General features: G+C 50.0%; 11 protein-coding genes. 10 read left to right on the top strand and 1 reads right to left on the bottom strand.

Features of this window, described 5'->3' with window-relative positions:
* The first annotated feature begins 39 nt into the window (after positions 1-39).
* Positions 40-525: an NUDIX hydrolase gene (locus F1379_RS28205; RefSeq protein ID WP_162551304.1), complete on the top strand. Its 486-nt coding sequence runs from the start codon at positions 40-42 to the stop codon at positions 523-525.
* Positions 526-642: 117 nt separating this feature from the next.
* Here F1379_RS28205 and F1379_RS28200 read toward each other — a convergent pair whose 3' ends face one another.
* The gene (locus F1379_RS28200; RefSeq protein ID WP_420850553.1) at positions 643-1,362 is read right to left on the bottom strand and encodes a Crp/Fnr family transcriptional regulator; all 720 of its coding nucleotides are present in this window, start codon (positions 1,360-1,362) and stop codon (positions 643-645) included.
* A 530-nt stretch (positions 1,363-1,892) separates the two neighbouring features.
* Here F1379_RS28200 and F1379_RS28195 point away from each other — a divergent pair.
* The 9 genes from F1379_RS28195 (at position 1,893) to F1379_RS28155 (ending at position 15,841) form a co-directional block, all read left to right on the top strand.
* A complete protein-coding gene (locus F1379_RS28195; protein WP_420850550.1) occupies positions 1,893-2,708 on the top strand; it encodes an alpha/beta hydrolase in 816 nt (271 codons plus the stop codon).
* 615 nt (positions 2,709-3,323) lie between these two features.
* Positions 3,324-5,945 (top strand): bifunctional acetaldehyde-CoA/alcohol dehydrogenase, encoded by a 2,622-nt coding sequence (gene adhE, locus F1379_RS28190; RefSeq protein WP_150275797.1) that lies wholly within the window; start codon positions 3,324-3,326, stop codon positions 5,943-5,945.
* A 256-nt stretch (positions 5,946-6,201) separates the two neighbouring features.
* Positions 6,202-8,463 (top strand): formate C-acetyltransferase, encoded by a 2,262-nt coding sequence (gene pflB / locus F1379_RS28185; RefSeq protein ID WP_150275796.1) that lies wholly within the window; start codon positions 6,202-6,204, stop codon positions 8,461-8,463.
* Positions 8,464-8,604: 141 nt separating this feature from the next.
* Positions 8,605-9,342: a pyruvate formate-lyase-activating protein gene (gene pflA / locus F1379_RS28180; RefSeq protein WP_150275795.1), complete on the top strand. Its 738-nt coding sequence runs from the start codon at positions 8,605-8,607 to the stop codon at positions 9,340-9,342.
* 553 nt (positions 9,343-9,895) lie between these two features.
* A complete protein-coding gene (locus F1379_RS28175; RefSeq protein WP_150275794.1) occupies positions 9,896-11,305 on the top strand; it encodes an extracellular solute-binding protein in 1,410 nt (469 codons plus the stop codon).
* Positions 11,306-11,470: 165 nt separating this feature from the next.
* Positions 11,471-12,355, top strand: coding sequence for a carbohydrate ABC transporter permease (locus F1379_RS28170; protein WP_150275793.1), 885 nt, complete (start codon positions 11,471-11,473; stop codon positions 12,353-12,355).
* Positions 12,355-13,185 carry a carbohydrate ABC transporter permease gene (locus F1379_RS28165; RefSeq protein ID WP_203457190.1) on the top strand — a complete coding sequence of 277 codons (831 nt, stop codon included), beginning with the start codon at positions 12,355-12,357 and terminating at the stop codon, positions 13,183-13,185. The genes F1379_RS28170 and F1379_RS28165 overlap by 1 nt, the downstream gene beginning before the upstream one ends.
* 27 nt (positions 13,186-13,212) lie before the next feature.
* Positions 13,213-15,063: a cache domain-containing sensor histidine kinase gene (locus tag F1379_RS28160; protein ID WP_150275792.1), complete on the top strand. Its 1,851-nt coding sequence runs from the start codon at positions 13,213-13,215 to the stop codon at positions 15,061-15,063.
* Entirely contained in the window at positions 15,041-15,841 is an 801-nt protein-coding gene (locus tag F1379_RS28155) for a response regulator transcription factor (RefSeq protein ID WP_150275791.1), read from the top strand. The genes F1379_RS28160 and F1379_RS28155 overlap by 23 nt, the downstream gene beginning before the upstream one ends.
* Positions 15,842-16,461 lie beyond the last annotated feature (620 nt).

Below are 16,461 nucleotides of genomic sequence, written 5' to 3'. Positions count from 1 at the left end.
GTATAAGAGATACACAAATAGAGTGGAGGGGGAATGGGAATGGGAATGGATAGCTTTACCCATTTCGGGGTTTATGGAATAGCCGTGAACGGCGCCAAGCTGCTGGTCATCCGCAAGGGTAAGGGAGCCTACACCGGAAGATTTGATTTGCCTGGAGGCAGGCTGGAGTCGAACGAATCACTGGCGGAAGGACTGGTGCGCGAATTTGAGGAGGAGACCGGGTTTTTGGTGAATGTGAAGGAGAATCTCGGAACCTATGATTTTTTCGTGCGTTATGCCGAGAAGCACTTCACCCATATACATCATATCGCGGCCCTGTATACAGTCGAGGTTAAGGACCAGCTGCAGACCTCCGGGATTATGGAATTTGCCGGTCAGGATTCCCTTGGGGCGGAGTGGGTGGATGCTGCCGTACTGACGTCGGAGACAGCGTCGCCCTTAGCGCTGCTGGCGGCGAGATATGTTACCGGCGGCGAGCTGTCTGTACAGGCCGAATATTGGCCGGATTGGGAAGTCAAAGCCTGATTCCGGGCAGAAAAAAAGACGTCCGCAAGACGTCTTTGACCACTCTATTATTCATATCAAAAATTTCGGGCCATATATGTTTCAGTGAGGTGAATAGAGGGTATTATAACAAAGGAATTAGATGCGGCAAATTTCGTTAGGACATAATTCGCAGTGGCAGATGTCCTGCAGCATGCCCAGGTCCTTGATGACAATCATGCCGTTCTCGTATTCCACAGCGTCCTTCTTGCGCAAATCGCTCAGCATGCGGTTAACGCTCTCACGCGTTGCGCCGATCATGTTGGAGAGATCGGTATGCGTAATTTTTTTGTTGATCAGAATGCTGTCTCCGTTCTTCTCACCGTACGTATTGCCGAGACGGATTAATGTAGAGCAAAGCGCGCCCGGCTTGCCGTACATCATCAGATCGCGGAATTTGGTCTGGGTGAGGCGGTGGTGAATGCCCATCCACTTCATGAAGTCGATGGCAAAATCGCAATGCTGACAGATCAGAATCTCCAGATCCTTCTGTTCAATGACACCGACTTCGCTTTCCTCGATGACTTCGGCGGTGAAGCTGTGCTTCGTGCTGAAGAACGGGTCTGCCTGGCCTACCATATCACCAGCCTGATACATATAAAGAATCAGTTCCTTGCCTTCATCCGTTGATTTGGTCAGCTTTACACGGCCACGCTTGATATAGAACAGTTTATCCGAATAATCGCCTTCCCAGAAGAGGTGCGAGCCCTCAGGGACGATGCGTTCCTTCATAGTAACGAGGAGTCGGTTAAAGTTCTGCTCAGAGAAACAATTCGTGTTGCCGTGGGCTTCGATAACATTGTAGTGTTCCTTTATCATAATCGATATCCCCTTTATTCCCTCAGTTTTTCAGTAAATTTTAAATTAATTATACCTTGAAATTCCTCATTATGGTTAAAAATTTTCGCGAAAAAGTGTCGAATTTTCAACATTGTGATAATTTTCACTTCTTCGGCTGATTATTGATCTGATTTTACCCTGAACCGGGGAGAAAATCCACCTCTAAATCATTAAGAGCAGTTTTCGCTTCATTATAAGGGCCGCATTTCTCTTTGGCATGCACAGGTACTTCAAAATTCAGCTTTCGTCGATCATACCTTATTCTGCCTGACTTCTTGTGCTACATAAAAATGCACATTGTGTATAACCCGGCATAGCTTGGCCTTATTTAAACAGGCAGCCCAATGCTGCTGCGGAGGGACAGGAATGCGGAGCCGTATATTCTGGCGGATGTTCCGCACTGGGCGTTTAAGATATGAGGGGATTGCAGCATCTGTAAGCGCTTGATAGACTAATGATCATGGTGCAGGGAGTGCCTGGATTTATTATTCTATTATGGATGGGAAGTTATGACGATGAAAATGGACTGGATCGAACTATGGCCGGCGGGGGTGCCGGGCGTGCTGGGCACCGGGGATGAGCATTGTCCGGCGATTGAGCCGTATCTGCTGCCGGGAGAACGGAATGCTGCAGTCATTGTATGTCCGGGGGGCGGTTATGGAATGCGGGCCGACCATGAAGGCGGACCAGTGGCTGAATGGTTGAACTCGCTTGGTATTTCTGCGTTCGTCCTGCGATACCGTGTGGCGCCTTACCAGTACCCGAGCGCACTGCGTGACGCCCAGAGGGCATTGCAGACGGTGCGTATGCGGGCGGACGAATACGGTATTGATCCTGGACGGCTCGGAATTCTCGGCTTCTCCGCAGGCGGTCATCTGGCTTCAGCGACCTCTGTGCTGTACGGTACGGGTGAAGAGGAATCATCGGACCCGGTGGAGCGCGAGTCGAGCCGGCCGGATTTCTCTATTCTGTGCTATCCGGTGATCTCCATGGACCCGGAGGTAACGCATCAGGGTTCCAAGACGAATCTGCTCGGTGAGGAGCCGCCGGAGGATCTCGTACACCTGCTCAGCAGCGAGCTGCAGGTAACTGCCGACACACCGCCTGCCTTCCTGTGGCATACCGCAGATGATGCCAGTGTTCCGGTGGAGAACAGCCTGCGGATGGCTGCTGCGCTTGCGCGTCATGGAGTACCGTTCGACCTCCATGTCTATACGCACGGCAGACACGGGCTGGGGCTGGCAGACGAGGAGCCGCATACACGGAACTGGACCGTTGCCTGTGCTTCCTGGCTGAAGCTGAACGGTTATGCAATCAATGAATAGTTTCCAGTCTTAAGGGGCTTACTTATTGAATTCTTCTATATAAAGGAATTGTTGCAGCAGTCATGTAGTGGCTGCTTGAGACAGTTCCTTTTTTGTTTTACGGTGTTTTTCATTTCTCTGGAGCCTCGAATAATCTCAAATCTAAATCTTTAAACCTAATAGAGGGATTAATAAATTTATATAACCGGCTTTATAAATTTATATTTTCAGTCTGGAGCAGGAGGCAAAAAGGAAGAATCTCTATCAGATAGTTATCCATTAATGGTCATTTGATCCGTAACAGATTTAAGATGAGGAAGCAGCACGAATTCAATAAATTAAATAATAACATAACAAATAAGGGCTAATAACCAGAATGTGGTTAATAAAAACACCAGAACCTCATTTTTTTACAGGAATGCTGTCAAGACCATGTCACAGGATTGTCGCAATAAAGCGTTTTAATTACCTATAAATGTAAAAATAGGAGCTATATGTTTGAATGAAAGCGCTTTGAAAATAAATCAAAAAAAACTTTATACTTTGTGAAAGATTTCACTTTAAAAGCCGGAGAGGTTGTGTTAAGATAAACGTGTAGAGATAAACAACCTAAAAATTGACAGGAGGACGAGGGAGATGGCAGTTAAGAACGAAGTCGCCGCCCAAGTGAAACAAACCACCGCTGAAGAGTATATTCAGATTTTGGTGGATAAAGCAAAGAAAGCCCAGGAAGCCTACATGGCACTGGACCAAGAGCAAGTTAACACGATCGTTCATGCAATGGCCCTGGCCGGACTCGACAAACACATGTATCTGGCAAAATTGGCTGTTGAAGAAACAGGCCGCGGAGTCTACGAGGATAAGATCACGAAGAACATCTTTGCTACGGAATACATCTGGCACAACATCAAGTATGACAAGACAGTAGGCGTCATCGAAGACAACCCTTATGACAACTTCCAGAAAATTGCCGAGCCGGTCGGAATCGTTATGGGCATCACACCGGTAACCAACCCAACATCCACCACGATGTTTAAAGCACTGATCGCCGCTAAGACACGTAATCCTATTATATTCGGTTTCCACCCGTCAGCGCAAGAGTGCAGCGCCGCAGCCGCCAAAATTCTTCACGATGCCGCCGTTAAAGCAGGCGCTCCTGAGAACTGTATCCAATGGATCGAGCTGCCGACGATGGACAAAACCAACGCACTGATGAACAACCCGGACGTTGCGCTGATCCTGGCAACAGGCGGCGGAGCGATGGTCAAGGCAGCTTACAGCTGCGGCAAGCCGGCTCTCGGCGTAGGCCCAGGCAACGTGCCAGCCTTCATCGAGAAGAGTGCGGACATTGACCAGGCCGTTACTGATATTATCCTGTCGAAGACTTTTGACAACGGCATGATCTGCGCTTCCGAACAAGCGGTTATTATTGAAGAAGCGATCTTCGACCAAGTGAAGAAGAAAATGATCGCCAACGGCTGCTACTTCGTCAACAAAGAAGAAGCCGCCAAGCTGACAAACGGCGCTATGAACGTTGAGAAATGTGCGGTTAACCCGGCGATTGTCGGCCAGTCCGCAGTGAAGATCGCCGAAATGTGCGGTATTCAGGTACCAGCCGGAACGAAGATCCTGGTAGCAGAAATCGAAGGCGTAGGCACTAAATATCCGCTGTCCGCCGAGAAGCTGAGCCCGGTACTGGCTTGCTACAAAGTGAAGAACGCCGACCAAGGTATCGAACGTGCGGCTGAAATCGTTGAATTTGGCGGCATGGGCCATAGCTCGGCTATCCACTCGAACAATGAAGAAGTAATCATGAAATTCTCGAACCGTCTGCAGACCGGACGTATTCTGGTGAACTCGCCTTCGACGCACGGCGCCATCGGCGACATCTACAACACCAACATCCCTTCGCTCACGCTGGGCTGCGGCTCGTACGGACGCAACTCCGTATCGCAGAACGTAACTGCCATCAATCTGATCAATGTGAAAAGGGTGAACCGTCGTACCGTGAATATGCAATGGTTTAAAGTACCGGACAAAATTTATTTCGAAAAAGGCTCCACTCAGTATCTGGCCAAAATGCCTGACATCACACGCGTAGCGATTATTACGGACCCTATGATGGTTAAACTGGGTTATGTGGAAAGAGTCGAGCACTATCTGCGTCAACGCCAGACCCCTGTTGCGATCGAAGTGTTCTCGGAAGTTGAACCGGATCCATCGACAACTACAGTAGAAAAAGGCACAGCAATGATGAACAGATTCCAGCCGGACTGCATTATCGCACTCGGTGGCGGTTCCCCTATGGATGCTGCCAAGGGCATGTGGCTGTTCTACGAACATCCGGATGCTGACTTCAACAACCTGAAGCAGAAATTTATGGATATCCGCAAACGCGTATACAAATATCCTACCCTGGGCAAGAAAGCGAAATTCGTAGCTATCCCTACAACTTCGGGTACAGGTTCGGAAGTAACCTCCTTTGCGGTTATCACAGACAAAACTGCAGGAGCAAACACCAAATATCCGCTGGCTGATTATGAATTGACTCCAGACGTGGCTATCGTCGATCCTGAATTTGTATATAGCTTGCCAAGAACTGCCGTAGCCGATACAGGTATGGACGTATTGACTCATGCGATTGAAGCCTATGTGTCGGTAATGGCCAGTGACTACTCCGATGGTCTGGCAATCAAAGCTATCCAGCTCGTATTCCAGTACCTGGAGAAGTCGGCTCTGACCGGCGACAAGCTGGCCCGCGAGAAGATGCACAATGCTTCAACGCTGGCAGGTATGGCATTTGCCAACGCCTTCCTGGGCATCAACCACAGCTTGGCGCACAAATGGGGCGGCCAATACCATACGGCTCACGGACGTACCAACGCTATCCTGATGCCGCATGTTATCCGCTACAACGCCAAGAAACCGACCAAATTTGCTTCGTTCCCTAAATACTCGCACTTTGTAGCTGACGAGCGCTACGCTGAAATCGCCCGTATTCTGGGCTTGCCAGCCCGTACTACGGAAGAAGGCGTAACAAGCCTGATCAATGCAATCCGCGAGATGAACAAGAAGCTCGGTATCGAAGAGTCGTTCCAACAACTGGGCTTCGATCCTAAGGATTTCGAATCCCGCGTAGATTACCTGGCCGACCGTGCATTCGAAGACCAATGCACCACCGCCAATCCGAAGCTGCCGCTGGTTTCTGAACTGGCTGACGTATACCGCAACGCATTCTACGGACGTTTTGACAACTAATAAACGGTTATTTGCCTGAGGATTGGTTAAAAGGTTAATATGGAAGTGGATGGAAGTGACAAATATCACCGGAAAAGTGATATTTGTCACAGTCCATTTTCAGAAAATAAACTAAAATGTTTGTATAAACAACATTGATTCCTGGGATACAGAAGTGATTGTGAAATTTAGAACAACTTCATCTCTCATGGGATCAAGAGACACGGGATAACCTTCAAACCCGCGATCTCCACAAAAATAGATGGAGGGATTAAGCATGTCGGTGATTGAAAGAGAAGTACAAGAAGTGAAGTCCGGTTGGAGAAGTTTTAACAAGGGCAAATGGTCCAAGAAAGTCGACGTTAACGAGTTTATCTCCAAGAACATTGCGCCTTATGAAGGAAACGAAGATTTCCTCGTAGGACCTACCAGCAACACTACTGAACTGTGGAAGATTATCTCCCAGCTGAGCAAGGAAGAAAGAGACAGAGGCGGCGTATGGGATGTATCCCTGGATACAGTCTCGACGATCACTTCCCACAACCCAGGCTACATCGACAAGGACAAGGAACAAATTGTAGGGGTACAGACTGACGCTCCTTTCAGACGTTCCATTCAACCGTTCGGCGGTATCAAGATGATGATCGACGCCACCAGAGCTTATGGCTTCGAGCTTCCGCAGAATATTGTTGATATGTTTACGAATATCCGCAAAACGCATAATCAAGGCGTATTTGATGCATATACACCAGAAATGAGAGCTGTACGTAAATCCGGCGTTATTACTGGCCTTCCTGATGCTTACGGCCGCGGCCGCATCATCGGCGACTACCGCCGCATTGCTCTGTACGGTATCGACTTCCTGATTAAAGACAAGAAGCAACAACTGGCTGAGCTTGAAGTGGATTCCATGACTGAAGATGTAATCCGTCTGCGCGAAGAGCTGTCGGAGCAAATGCGCGCTCTGGGCGAACTGAAGGAAATGGCTGCCGCTCACGGTATGGATATCTCCAAACCGGCGAACAACTTTAAGGAAGCAACACAATGGGTATACTTCGGTTACCTGGCGGCTGTTAAAGAACAGAACGGTGCGGCAATGTCCCTTGGACGCGTATCCTCCTTCCTTGATATCTATGCACAACGCGATTTTGAAGAAGGCACTCTTACAGAAGAGCAAGCTCAAGAAATTGTTGACCATTTCGTAATGAAACTGCGTATCGTGAAATTCCTGCGTACGCCTGACTATAACGAATTGTTCTCCGGTGACCCTACCTGGGTAACAGAATCCATCGGTGGTATGGCTGAAGACGGAACAACCCGCGTTACCAAGAACAGCTTCCGTTTCCTGCATACCCTGTACAACCTGGGACCGGCTCCGGAACCAAACCTGACTGTACTCTGGTCCGAAAGACTGCCAGAAGGCTTCAAGAAATATTGCGCCAAGGTATCCATCGAAACGAGCGCCATTCAATATGAGAACGATGATGTAATGCGTCCATATTGGGGCGATGATTATGCAATTGCCTGCTGTGTATCTCCAATGCGCATTGGCAAGCAAATGCAGTTCTTCGGTGCCCGTGCCAACCTGGCCAAAGCTCTGCTCTATGCCATTAATGGCGGTGTAGACGAGAAGTCCGGCGCTCAGGTAGGTCCTGAATACCCGGCGATTACTTCCGAATATCTGGATTACAACGAAGTGATGAAACGCTTCAAACCGATGATGGAATGGCTGGCTAAGACTTATGTCAACACCCTGAACATCATTCATTATATGCATGACAAATATTCCTACGAACGCATTGAAATGGCGCTGCATGACCGCGACATTCTGCGTACAATGGCTTGCGGCATCGCCGGTCTGTCCGTAGCTGCCGACTCCCTGAGCGCTATCAAATACGCGAAGGTTAAGCCGATCCGCAACGAACAAGGTATTGCAGTTGATTTCGAAACCGTAGGCGAATTCCCTTGCTACGGCAACAACGACGACGCTGTTGACAGCATCGCGGTTGAACTGGTCGAAACCTTCATGTCGATGATCCGCAAACACAAAACTTACCGTGATGCTATGCCGACCCAATCGGTACTGACCATCACTTCGAACGTAGTGTACGGCAAGAAGACAGGTACTACACCTGACGGACGTAAGAAGGGCGAACCATTCGCACCTGGCGCGAACCCAATGCATGGACGCGACAAGAAAGGCGCATTGGCTTCCCTGAACTCTGTAGCCAAGCTGCCTTACTCCGATGCTCAAGACGGGATTTCCAACACGTTCTCTATCGTGCCTAAGGCTCTGGGTAAAGACGAAGAAACACGCAAGTCCAACCTGGTGTTCATGATGGACGGATACTTCCACAACAACGCTCAGCACTTGAACGTTAACGTATTTAACCGTGAGCAGCTGATCGACGCTATGGATCATCCGGAGAACTACCCGCAGCTGACTGTCCGCGTATCCGGCTATGCTGTTAACTTCATCAAGCTGACCCGTGAGCAACAGCTGGATGTTATCAACCGTACGTTCCACAGCTCCATGTAATATACACTTAAGCTATAAGCTTGGGTCTTGGTATACAGTGCAATAGCTGTGAGAGGTTGCCGCCCTTGTTATCAGGGGCGGTAAAATCTTGCTCGAAATTCATTAAAATTTTAAGCACTTCCTTCGAAAGGATGTCATCATATGGCTAATGGACATATACATTCCTTAGAAACCTTCGGTACCGTCGACGGTCCCGGTATCCGCTTCGTGCTCTTTATGCAAGGCTGCCTGCTGAAATGCCAGTATTGCCATAACCCGGATACCTGGGGGCTTAACGAAGGCAAGGAAATGAGTCTTGAACAGGTACTGGCTGAAATTGAGCCTTATATCAATTACTACCGCACCTCCGGTGGCGGGTTGACGGTATCCGGCGGCGAACCTACGCTGCAGGCGCATTTTGTCAAACAGCTGTTTACGGAAGTGAAGAAACGCTGGAACCTGCATACGACACTGGATACGAACGGCTATAACGACGGCTCGAAGATCAGTGATCTGCTTGATGTTACCGATTTGGTACTCCTGGATCTGAAACATATCGACGATGAAGCGCATATCAAGCTGACCGGCAAATCCAATGATCGCACCTTGAAGCTGGCCCGCTGGCTGTCCGACAATAACCGTAAAATGTGGATCCGTCACGTCTATGTTCCGGGTATTCATAACAAGGAAGAGGATCTGCTTAATCTGGGCCGGTTCATTGGTACCTTGAACGGCGTGGAGAAATTCGAAATCCTTCCGTACCATCAGATGGGCATTTATAAGTGGGAAATGCTTGGCCGTCCCTATGAGCTGGAAGGCGTGCCTTCTCCCGATGACGAAGAAGTGCAGCGCGCTTACCGGCTGATCGAAGAGGGCCGCAAGCAGACCGCTTTGGTATAATAGCATGCAATGCAGCAGTGGATAAGCCGTTTCCGGGTATCGTTACTCGGGAGCGGCTTTTTGTTTTGAATACCGTATTACCCTGCAGCAGTGGCTTATCTTACTTTCAGTACAGGGATGAAATGCTATAATGACTCAAGGCCCAACGAACACATTGAGAATATTTATTCCCTGCCGGGCGAAATTTCCGATGCCATTCACCGGTTCGAAATTGAAGTCGCCGGAAGGAAGGATGAATTGTATACCTCTGAACACCGTAAGACTACAGCTGACGAGCGCAAGGTATATGCGGATAAACTGCGAACCTATTTTAACTTTGACGAGTATTCGAGTATTAATGTATCAGTTTTCTGACACAGCCTATAGATTTCAGGCACTGAAAATTATTATGTGTAAGAAAATATAACTTTATGCGTTATTAAATATACATTGAATTCGCTTTCATTAGAGGTTTTTATCCCTCCTGTAGATAAATATGAACCTTACGGGAAGCAGGGCCCTTTTCTATAATTAAACATGTAAAGGAAAACTTAAATAGGGAGGGTCATCCGTTATGAAAAAGAGCTTGGTCTTGTTCGTGTCACTCATCGCTGTTACCTCGGGCCTATTGGCCGGATGCGGAGACAACAACAATAACGAAGGGAACAATGCTACTGCAGCAACGAATGCGCCTAACAACACAAATGAAACAAATGCTCCGGCAACAGAAGAGCCGGCCAGCGCCGAGCCGTTCGAAATGACGATCCGGCATACGCAGGTGGGCGCTGATAAACAGAAGCGTCTGGCTATTCTGCAGGATGTGGTCAATAAGGTGCAGGAGGAAGTGCCGGGCTTGACCTTCAAGCTGGACGGGGTCGACTCCGATGTGAACCGTAAAGAGAAGCTGCGGGGTGAGATGGCGGCCGGCAATCCGCCGGAAGTCTTCGACCTGTTCGGCAGTCCGGACTCCAAAATTTATGCCAAAGAGGGCAAATTGCTCGATCTGACTCCGATTCTTGAAGAATTGGGTATCAAGGATAAGTTCTCGAACCTCGATCCGTTCACTTATGAAGGCAAAATCTACGGACTGCCAATCGGCGGTTCCGGAGAAGGCTTCTTCTATAATAAAGAATACTATGCAAGCAAGGGCTGGAGTGCACCTGCAACATTTGCCGATCTTGAGAAGCAACTGGCTGATATCAAGGCCGACGGCAAGGTGCCGCTGGCCGGTGCCTCCAAGGCAGGCTGGGTACCGCTGATGCTGGCGAACCATCTGTGGTCGCGATATGCCGGACCGGACGTTACTGCAAAGTTCGCTACAGGCGAAGCCAAGTGGAGCGATCCGAATGTGGTCAAGGGCTTCGCGAAATACAAGGAATGGGTCGACAACGGTTACTTCAAGAAAGGCGAACTGGGCTTTGAGTATGCCGAGTATACGACCCAGTTTACGAGCGGCGAAGCTATTCTGATGTATGACGGCACCTGGAAATCATCCGTCTTCAAGGAAGGGCAATCCGGAGAAGGGCTGATCGGCAAGGTGGGCTTCTTCAACATTCCGCCGGTGGACGGCGGCGTAGGCGATCAGACGGCGCTCATGCGCGATGTGAACAACGGTTACGGCTTCTCGGCCACGGCTGGGGAAGACGAGCGCCAGCTGGCAGCGGTCAAATCGTTCATTAAGAATATGTACAATGAGGAAATGCAATTGCGCGGACTGGTTGAGGACGGGGTGCTTCCGGCGATGAAGCTGGACCAGTCGGTACTGGATGCGAATATCACGGATGATCTGATGAAGGAAATTGTCGCTGTGCTGAACAACTCCGCTTCTTCGTTCCCGGCGTTTGACTCGCTGGTTCAGGCCGATGTGACCACCGAGATCAGTAATATCCAGATTCAGAAGCTGATCGGCGGTCAGACCACACCGGAGAAGATGGGCGAGGCACTGCAGAAAATTCAAGAGGAAGCCAATGCAGCGGTAGAATAAACGGCGCTGATCCGAATGTACCCTGGTGCCCTTGGCTCCAGGGTACTTCCATCTATGTACAGATTTTCGGGATCACCGCAAAGTACCTGAATCGGCTCTAATACAAGGCTTCACTTTGAGGAGTCATATTACTGCAGGCAGATGTCTAGCCATCGGAGGTAAGCGATGAATAAAGCACTCAGAAATCCCCTAGTCTTTATCCTGTTTGTCATTCCGGCACTTGTATTGTTCCTGATGTTCTTCATCTATCCGATATTCAGTTCATTGTACTACAGCTTAACCAGTTGGAACGGCGTATCCGAGACGGTGAAGTATACCGGCTTCGATAATTATACCAAAGCGCTGGGTGATGAACGTTTCTGGGTATCGGTGAAGAACAACGGCTGGTTTATTTTGTTCTCTATCTTTATCCAGGTCCCGCTGATTGTGTTCTTCTCCTTGCTGATTGCCAATGTTAAGAAGCTGAAAGGACTGTACAAGACGGCGGTATTTATGCCATCCATTATGTCCACAGCCGTTATCGGTATTCTGTGGGGCTTCATTTATGAGCCGAATATCGGGCTCTTCAATAACATACTCGGTCTATTCGGCATTGAGCCGGTATACTGGCTGTCCGATGAACGGTTCGCGATGCTGTCCATCCTGATCACGAATGCCTGGCAGTGGACCGGCTTCTACATTGTAATGGTGCTGGCGGCTATCCTGGCGATACCAAGCGAACTGGAGGAGGCCGCAGCCATCGACGGCGCCACCGGCTTCCAGCGGGCCACGCGCATTACCCTGCCGCTCATTGTACCGATTATCTCCGTCGTGATTATGCTGTCCATCGCCGGGGCGATGAAGGCGGCTGACATCGTCATTGTCATGACCAAGGGCGGACCGGCAGGCTCCACCGAAGTCATGGCGACCTATATGATCAAATATGCGATTACCAACTTTAAATATGGATACGGCAATACCATTGCGGTTCTGATCTTTGTATTCACGCTGGTGGTTACCGTCCTGTATCAACTGCTGTTTGCCCGGCGGAGCGAAAGGATTGAGTACTAATGATACGGACCGTGAAGAAAGGTCTGCCCCATGTCGTCCTGCTGGGTTATTTGTGCGTCATTCTCTTTCCGTTCCTGTTCGTGCTGTTCTCCTCGGTGAAGAAGGATAACAACTCGATCGCGCTGAATCCGTTCGGCATCCCGCAGGAGCTGGTCTGGAATAACTATGTGGAAGCATGGGTCAATGCGAAGATTAGCACATACTTTTTCAACAGCTTATATATTTCCATTCTTGCTTCCGTAGTGTCGATCCTGATTGCTTCGATGTTCGCCTTCGCGGTTACACGGATGCGGCACGGCAAATGGAATACCATCCTGTTCTCGCTCATGTTGCTTGGCATGCTTATCCCGAATAATGCGCTGATGCTGCCGATTTACATCATTGTAAGCAAGCTGCATATCCTTGATACGCATCTGGCCTTGATCATTCCTTACATTGCCAATGCAATCCCATTTACGGCCATTATTCTGGCGGCATTCATGCGCTCACTGCCCTCGGAAATTGAGGAGGCGGCCGTCATGGACGGCTTGAAGGCCCCGGGTATCTTTGCTAAGATTATTGTACCTCTGACGGTTCCCGCCATGGTCACGGTATTCATAGTGAATTTCCTGGGAAATTGGAATGAATTCCTGCTGGCCAATTATTTTCTGAAGGATGACGAACTGCGTACGCTCCCGGTGGGAATGGTCCAATTCCGCGATCAATATCAGATGAACTACGCACAAATGTCCGCAGGGATTGTCTACAGTGTACTCCCGGTCGTGGTGATTTACGCCATTCTGCAGGAGAAGATTATTGAAGGCGTCACGGCGGGCAGCGTAAAAGGATAATCCAAGTCCAGTCAGGAGCATGGGCCGATGAATCTGCGCTATAAACTGTTTACGGCTTTTCTGGGCCTGATCATTATCCCCTTGTTTATTCTCGGCATGATTATGTTCTTCGTGACTTATAATTCCATTGAAAAGAAATACAGCCAGCAGTCCGAGTATTCTCTCAAAGCGATCAGCTACAGCATCTCGGGTGTCTTCAAGGATATGGACAACGTAACCGACAACGGTATAGCCACCTCGGTGTTTCATATGGCGCTCAGCGCGGATGACCCGAGCAAGCAGGATTTGACCGATGCCGAACAGCTCAGTCTCAACAACAGCCAGCGCAACTTCCGCAGCCTGCTCTACAACCATCCGTCGATCAGCTATGCTTTTCTGTATAATTTCGGCGGAAAAGGCAATTCGGAGATCGTCTCGATTTTCAATAAAGAGGATTTTCGGCCGCTTCCGTATAACACCTTCAAGAGCAGCGAGCTGTATCAGGAGGTTATGGAGCTAAACGGGGTCCCGAGATGGGTTGCCCCGCATGAGTATCCCGAGCTGACCGGCACAGAGCCGGTATTCACGCAGATTCGGCTGATTAAAGAGCTGAGTTATTTTCAGAACATCGGGATTCTTGTGGTGCAGGTGAAGAATTGGGAGTTCGAATCCATCTTCCGCAATCTCAAGATCGGCGGCAGCGATCAGAAGGTCTCCTTCATGCTGGTCAACGATAACGGTATGATTCTGTTCGATCCTGACCAGAAGCTGGACGGACAGAATTTCTATGATTTCACACCCAGGAATATTGCTTTTGGAGAAGGCTTTCAGAGCCACAGAACCCAGTTCAACGGACAGAAGAGCATACTCTCCGTCTACCATCTCAAGGATTATCCGTGGAGTCTGGTCTCCGTCACGTCCTGGGATTCGCTGTCCCGCGAGGTCACCGTATTCGCCCGCTGGTTCGTCATTGTCATTCTTTTGTGTCTGCTGGCGGCGGTAATCTTTAACCTGTTCTTCATGAACCGGATTGCCGGGAGCATTGCTGTTATCGTCCGCTTCATGCGGCGGGTGGAGGACGGCGACCTCACCTCACGGGTGGAAGAGAAGGGGAACGATGAGCTGACGATGCTGGCCCGGGGCGTAAATGATCTGATGGACAAAATCAATAGCCTCTTTAGCCGTGTTCACCTGGAGCAGCGCCGCAAGAATCAGGCGGAAATGCGCGTGCTGCAGGCGCAGATCAAGCCGCACTTCCTGTTCAACACGCTGGAGTCGATTAATGTGCTGGCGGTTCAGAACGAAGGCCGCAAGGTCAGCGAAATGGTCTACCGGCTGGCCGGGATTCTGCGTATTAGCATCCAGGACCGCGACGAGATTACGCTGGAAGAAGAAATCACCCATCTTCGAAACTACCTGGATATTCAGAAGTTTCGCTTCGAGGATGTGTTCGACTATGAAATCGAGGTACCGGAGGAGCTGCTGGGCTGCGGGATGCTGAAGCTGACGCTGCAGCCGCTGGTGGAGAACAGTATCCAGCACGGCTTCGAGGGCATTGACTATACCGGCCGGATCAAGGTCAGCGTATGGGAGGAGCGCGGCAATCTGCTGCTGCGCGTGGAGGACAACGGCCTTGGCATGAACCCGGCGCAGCTGTCCATGTTCCAGTACATGGCCGGTGAAGCAGCGGAGCCTGCCCTGGAAGCCGGCCAGCAGCCGCTGCATCAGGAGCGGCGCGGACTCGGACTGCGCAGCGTCGCCGACCGTATCCGCATCGAATACGGCGAGCGCTATGGGATCTTTATCTGTTCCGCTCCCGGTATGGGAACGGTCATTCAGTGCGTCATACCTAAATACGGGCAGGGGGAAGATCATCATGCTAAAGGTATTATTGGTTGACGATGAGGCACCGATTCTGAACAATCTGAATAAGGTGCTTCCCTGGCGGGACATGGGCATGGAAGTATACGGCCTGGCCCGCAGCGGCATGGAGGCGCTGAAGCTTGCGGAGGAAGAGGCGCCGGACCTGGTGCTCTGCGATATCCGCATGCCGGTGATGGACGGCCTGACGTTCATCGGCAAGCTACGGGAAATGGGGCTCGAGAGCGAGGTGCTGCTGCTGAGCGGGTATCAGGAATTCGATTACGCGCGCGAGGCGATCACGCTCGGGGTGAAGGAATACATCTGCAAGCCGATTCATTATGAAGAGCTGGGAAACAAGATCCGCGATATCGGGGCGCGCATCCGCAGCAAGCAGTACAAGGATAAGCTGTATAACAGCATCCCGCTGTTCCAGGAGGTGCCGCCCGCCGAGGATTCGCTGAAGAAGACACCGGAGCAGCTGATGAATCAGGCAGCACAATACATCTCCGAGCGGTTAAGTCATGACCTTGGAATTGAAGAAGTGGCGGGCCAAATCGGCATCAGCAGCAGCTATTTCTGCCTGCTGTTCAAGAACCGCTTCGCCATGACCTTCGTGGAGTATGTAACCCAGCAGCGGATTGAGGCAGCCAAGTTCCTGCTATCCAGCAGCGGCAAGAGCATCACGGCCATCAGCGCGGGCGTCGGCTATCAGGAGCGGCGCTATTTCACGAAGGTATTCCAGAAGCAGACGGGAATGACGCCGAAGGAGTACCGCGACAAGCACTGCGGCGGGGAGACGGCTCCCGGCGAGTGAAGCGCCGGGGATAGGAACATAGTAAGACGGGGTCCGCAACAGGGAGCCCCGTCCTTTTTTGCGCGAGTGAAGATGAGGGTGGAGCAATTATGTGCTATCGGTTATACAAGATTACTATAGATAGATTATATTAACCGGTATAAGATAGAGTTGCCCAAAGCAATAAAATGCACTTGGCTGCAATGCGAGCTATCAAGGCGCCGCACGGCTGAAGGTCAAAACGGTAGAAGAGATGCGGAGTGACCGCGAGGCCGCGAACCGCAACGCCGGAGAATCCGATAAAGGCAAAGACCGGGAGAAGGCGCTGTAAGCGCGAATTGGTTTTATACAGCGGCAGCCTGAGCATGTAACATGTTCATCGGCTGCCGTTTTTTTAATGCAAATTGTATAGTTGGATTTCGGCACATTAATTTAGCCGTTTTTACGGAATTAAAACATCTATATAAGTTGAATTAAATTATCAGACAAGAAATATTTGGGTAAATAATTCAGACCGAAACCAAAAGAGGTGAGGTCAATGAAAACCCGAATATCAGAAATCGAATCTCTAATTGAAGCGATGAGAAAGACCAAAAATAAACGATTATATGAACGGTATCAAGCCGTTTGCCTTCATTTAG

Origin of the sequence: Paenibacillus tepidiphilus (genome assembly GCF_008635795.1) — a bacterium.
GTDB lineage: Bacteria > Bacillota > Bacilli > Paenibacillales > Paenibacillaceae > Paenibacillus_AQ > Paenibacillus_AQ tepidiphilus.
Note: the sequence above shows the minus strand (reverse complement) of the source record. Positions and strands in the feature narration are given on the sequence as shown.

Bases quoted from the DNA above. Each gene is read 5' to 3' on its own strand.
- pflB (WP_150275796.1), top strand. From the start codon at position 6,202: ATGTCGGTGATTGAAAGAGAAGTACAAGAAGTGAAGTCCGGTTGGAGA.
- F1379_RS28170 (WP_150275793.1), top strand. From the start codon at position 11,471: ATGAATAAAGCACTCAGAAATCCCCTAGTCTTTATCCTGTTTGTCATT.
- pflA (WP_150275795.1), top strand. From the start codon at position 8,605: ATGGCTAATGGACATATACATTCCTTAGAAACCTTCGGTACCGTCGAC.
- adhE (WP_150275797.1), top strand. From the start codon at position 3,324: ATGGCAGTTAAGAACGAAGTCGCCGCCCAAGTGAAACAAACCACCGCT.
- F1379_RS28195 (WP_420850550.1), top strand. From the start codon at position 1,893: ATGACGATGAAAATGGACTGGATCGAACTATGGCCGGCGGGGGTGCCG.
- F1379_RS28200 (WP_420850553.1), bottom strand. From the start codon at position 1,362: ATGATAAAGGAACACTACAATGTTATCGAAGCCCACGGCAACACGAAT.
- F1379_RS28165 (WP_203457190.1), top strand. From the start codon at position 12,355: ATGATACGGACCGTGAAGAAAGGTCTGCCCCATGTCGTCCTGCTGGGT.
- F1379_RS28205 (WP_162551304.1), top strand. From the start codon at position 40: ATGGGAATGGATAGCTTTACCCATTTCGGGGTTTATGGAATAGCCGTG.
- F1379_RS28160 (WP_150275792.1), top strand. From the start codon at position 13,213: ATGAATCTGCGCTATAAACTGTTTACGGCTTTTCTGGGCCTGATCATT.
- F1379_RS28175 (WP_150275794.1), top strand. From the start codon at position 9,896: ATGAAAAAGAGCTTGGTCTTGTTCGTGTCACTCATCGCTGTTACCTCG.
- F1379_RS28155 (WP_150275791.1), top strand. From the start codon at position 15,041: ATGCTAAAGGTATTATTGGTTGACGATGAGGCACCGATTCTGAACAAT.